At 68.6% G+C, this 3,619-nt stretch carries 3 protein-coding genes and 1 other RNA gene; all 4 read left to right on the top strand.

Translation table 11 applies throughout. The annotated features are described in order from the left end of the window. The first annotated feature begins 12 nt into the window (after window positions 1-12). The 4 genes from ffs to recR all read left to right on the top strand — a co-directional run bounded on the left by ffs (window position 13) and on the right by recR (window position 2,994). Window positions 13-112, top strand: an RNA gene (ffs, locus tag VNF71_15320) — signal recognition particle sRNA small type. Between the two features lie 120 nt (window positions 113-232). Then, window positions 233-2,026 carry a DNA polymerase III subunit gamma/tau gene (gene dnaX, locus VNF71_15325; protein ID HVA75925.1) on the top strand — a complete coding sequence of 598 codons (1,794 nt, stop codon included), beginning with the start codon at window positions 233-235 and terminating at the stop codon, window positions 2,024-2,026. A gap of 21 nt (window positions 2,027-2,047) precedes the next feature. After that, the gene (locus VNF71_15330; protein ID HVA75926.1) at window positions 2,048-2,359 is read left to right on the top strand and encodes a YbaB/EbfC family nucleoid-associated protein; all 312 of its coding nucleotides are present in this window, start codon (window positions 2,048-2,050) and stop codon (window positions 2,357-2,359) included. Window positions 2,360-2,394: 35 nt separating this feature from the next. Beyond that, a complete protein-coding gene (gene recR / locus VNF71_15335) occupies window positions 2,395-2,994 on the top strand; it encodes a recombination mediator RecR (GenBank protein ID HVA75927.1) in 600 nt (199 codons plus the stop codon). The last annotated feature ends 625 nt before the right edge of the window (window positions 2,995-3,619 follow it).

The following is a 3,619-nucleotide window of genomic DNA, read 5'->3' on the forward strand; positions in this document are numbered from 1 at the left end:
GCCGGCGTTGACGACTGGGTCCCGCGCAGCTCGGGCCCGTGAACCCCGTCAGGTCCGGAAGGAAGCAGCGGTAAGCGGTTCCCCGGGGGTGCCGTGGGGCAACCTGGTCTGAGCCGGTCGTACGGGTGAGCGCCGGTGGCGTGCCAACGACGTGGGGTGCGCGACTACCCCCAGTACTCGACGGCGCTCCCGCCACGTGGGAGCGGCCGTCATTGCGACAATGCCGCCCGACGTGAGCCTGGCCCTCTATCGAAAGTACCGCCCGCAGCGCTTCGCCGATCTCGTCGGCCAGGAGGTCGTCGCCCAGACACTCCTCAATGAGGTGCGCTCCGGCGGGCTGGTCCACGGCTATCTCTTCGCGGGCGTCCGAGGGACCGGCAAGACGTCGACGGCGAGGATCCTGGCCCGGGCGGTCAACTGCGAGGCACTCATCGACGGCGAGCCCGACAACATGTGCGCCGCATGCCTCGAGATCCTCTCGGGCGCAGCGGTGGATGTTCTCGAGATTGACGCCGCAAGCAACCGCAGCATCGACGACATGCGCGAGCTTCGTGAGCGCGTCGGCTATCTCCCCGCATCGCTGCGCCGCAAGGTCTACATCATCGACGAGGCGCACATGCTCACCACGGACGCATGGAATGCGTTCCTCAAGACGCTCGAGGAACCGCCGCCGCACGTGCTGTTCGTTCTCGCGACAACCGAGCCGCACAAGGTGCCGGAGACCATCCGTTCGAGGGTGCAGCGCTTCGACTTCCGGCGCGTGCCGGGGCTCGCGATCGAACACCTGCTTGCGGATGTCGCCGCGAAGGAGTTCGAGCAGGTTGATACGGATGCGGTGCTGCTTCTGGCGACGGCCGCCCAGGGCAGCCTTCGCGACGCGCTGGTGCTGCTCGAGCAGGCGTTGGGCGCCGGCGAGCGCCCCGTCACGGTCGCGGTTGCACGGCGTTCGCTCGGCCTCACCGACCCGTCGATCCTGCATGCGCTCGTCACCGCCCTGGCCGGCGCCGACCCTGCGGGAACGCTGCGCGCCGCCGCTGCCGCATTCGACGCGGGCGCCGATCCCCGTCAGCTCTTTCGCGACGTGGCCAGACTCGCGCGGGCTGCGGAGCTGGTGGCGCTCGGGTATCCGGAAGGAGCGTCGGTGGGACCCGACGAGGTGGGCCTGGTCACGGACCTCGGCGCCATCGCGCCCGCGGGTCTCTGGTTGCGGCTACTCGAACTCGTCGCCGAGGCGGAGATGAACCTCCGGCAGTCGGTCGATGCGCGGATGCTCGTCGAGGTCTGCCTGCTGCGTGCGCTGCGGCCGCCCGCCGCGGACGGGGAGTCCGCCGGCATGGCGGCCCTGGAGGCGCGCGTGGTGGCGCTGGAGCGCAGTGCTGGGGCCGGGGCGCCGGCTCGTGCAGCAGGTCGGAGTGGCGGGACGGAGCCCGTGTCTGCGCCTCTTCACGCCGTCCCAGCCGCTCTCCCGGTTCAAGCCGCCGTGCCGGAGGCACCGGTTCAGCCCGCGGTGGCGCCTGTCAGCGCCGCAGCTGAAGCGCCGGCGACCGGAGCGGACGCCACGGGTGCGCCAGACGGGCCGTCAGCGCCCATCCAGGCCCCGGACGCGGTGGAGGTGACCGGTAGGCGAGACCTCTCGAGCGTGAGCGGCTGGGTCGCCGAGTGGCCGGTGGTCATCGAGGCCGTGGCTCGGGCCAACAAGGGACTCGCCGGCGTGCTTCGTGACTGCAAGCCGATCGAGGCGGACAGCACCAGCGTGACCATCGGCACCCAGGGTCGATTCCACCTCGAGCAGATCAGCGACAAGGACAAATGCGCCGTCATCGCCGCTGCGATGTCGAGCATCGGTGGCCGGCCGATCGAGGTGATCACGAAATTCATCGGCGAGGAGCGCCCACGCGGAGCGACCGGGACGGTGAGTGACGTGACTCAGGCGGTCCTCGACACGTTCGCCGGCAGTCGGGTCACCGCGACGCGGTTGCACGACGACACGCGGCTCGGACCGCCAGGACCGGTCAACGGTGCGTAGACTGCCCCATCGAGGTCCCTTATGAAAAACCAGCAGCAGATGATGAAGCAGCTCCAGCAGGTGCAGGCCCGCATGGCCAAGATGCAGGAGGAGCTCAACGACGTCACCGTCGTGGGGACTGCGGGCGGGGGCGTCGTGTCGGTGACGGCCGATGGGCACCAGAAGCTCCTTGCGGTCACCATCGAGCCCGAGGCGCTGGAGGAGGGCGCAGAGCTGCTCGCCGACCTGATCCTAGCAGCCTGTAACGACGCGCTCGACAAGTCGCGCGCAGCGGCTGCCGCGAACATGTCGCAGCTCACCGCGGGGTTGGGTCTTCCTCCCGGGTTGCTCTGACCAGGATCCGCTGCACGTGATGAGGGAGCCGGGGCGTGGCGCTCGTCCCTGAGGCCGTCGAGCGACTCGCTGCCGAGTTCGGCCGGCTGCCGGGCATCGGGCCCAAGACCGCTCAGCGCCTGACCTTCTTCTGCCTCAGGGCGTCGGCGGACATGTCCCAGCGACTCGCCGGGGCACTCAGTAACCTGCATACTTCCGTGCGGCCGTGCTCGCGATGCTTTTTCATCGCGGACGGACCGCTGTGCGCGATATGCACCGATGCGAAGCGAGATACATCGTTGTTGTGCGTCGTTGAGGAAGCGCTCGATGTCCTCGCTGTCGAGCGGAGTGGGGAGTTTCACGGTCTCTATCACGTGCTCGGGGGTGCCCTGTCACCCATGGACGGCATCGGACCGGACGAGTTGCGCATCCGCGAGCTCGAGAGCCGTGTGGCCGACGGAGTGATCCGCGAGGTGGTGATCGCGACCGATCCGGACGTCGAGGGGGAGGCGACGGCGTACTACGTCGCCGAGCGGCTTGCCGGGCTCGGGGTGACGGTGTCGCGGCCGGCACATGGACTGCCGGCCGGCTCCGACCTGGAATACGCGGATGAGCTCACCATGGCGCGCGCTTTCGCGGGGCGCCGGGCGATCTGACCCGTGCCCCATGGGGTCCTCGAGGGCAGGGGAGGGGTTCGGGTGCACGCTCCGGCGCCGACCCTCTTCCATCCGAGATGACAGGGAAGCTCGAGAAAAAGGGGTTCGTCAGGTGGATTGGGCAGCGAACCCTCTTCGCGAGGACACCGACCATCGACGAACCCGATGGGTACGAAGAGGTCGTCCGACTCCCGCAGTAAGATCGTTGGTGAGGTGATCGACGATGTGCCGGCGGGAGATGGTCAGGTACCCGCGTGGGCACTGGCAATGAAACCCTTCGAACCGGGGCCGATCCGACGTCTGATACGAGCACTCTTCAGCGTCGGCACTCGGAGGACTCCAGCCTGGATTGTTCCCGGCCATGACGAGGGGCAGCCCCCTCCCGAAGGAGCAGGAGTGCCGGTTCGACCTAAGGGTCCGGCGCCGACCTTGCTCTCGGCAGCCGAACTCGAACTGCCTTCCGATTCAGACTGACCCACTGCCGCCAGGCCCCGCAACTTGACCTGGGGCCTCCAGATCGGTAAACTCCGGGGGTTGCCCGCTCGGGGGTGCTCCCGACGGCCGCGTTGCCAGGGATTCCATTGTGGACTTGGCGCGCCATGAACCTTGACACTTGAAGAGTGGA

It is taken from the genome of Acidimicrobiales bacterium (assembly GCA_035533095.1).
Classification (GTDB): Bacteria; Actinomycetota; Acidimicrobiia; order Acidimicrobiales; family Palsa-688; genus DATLUM01.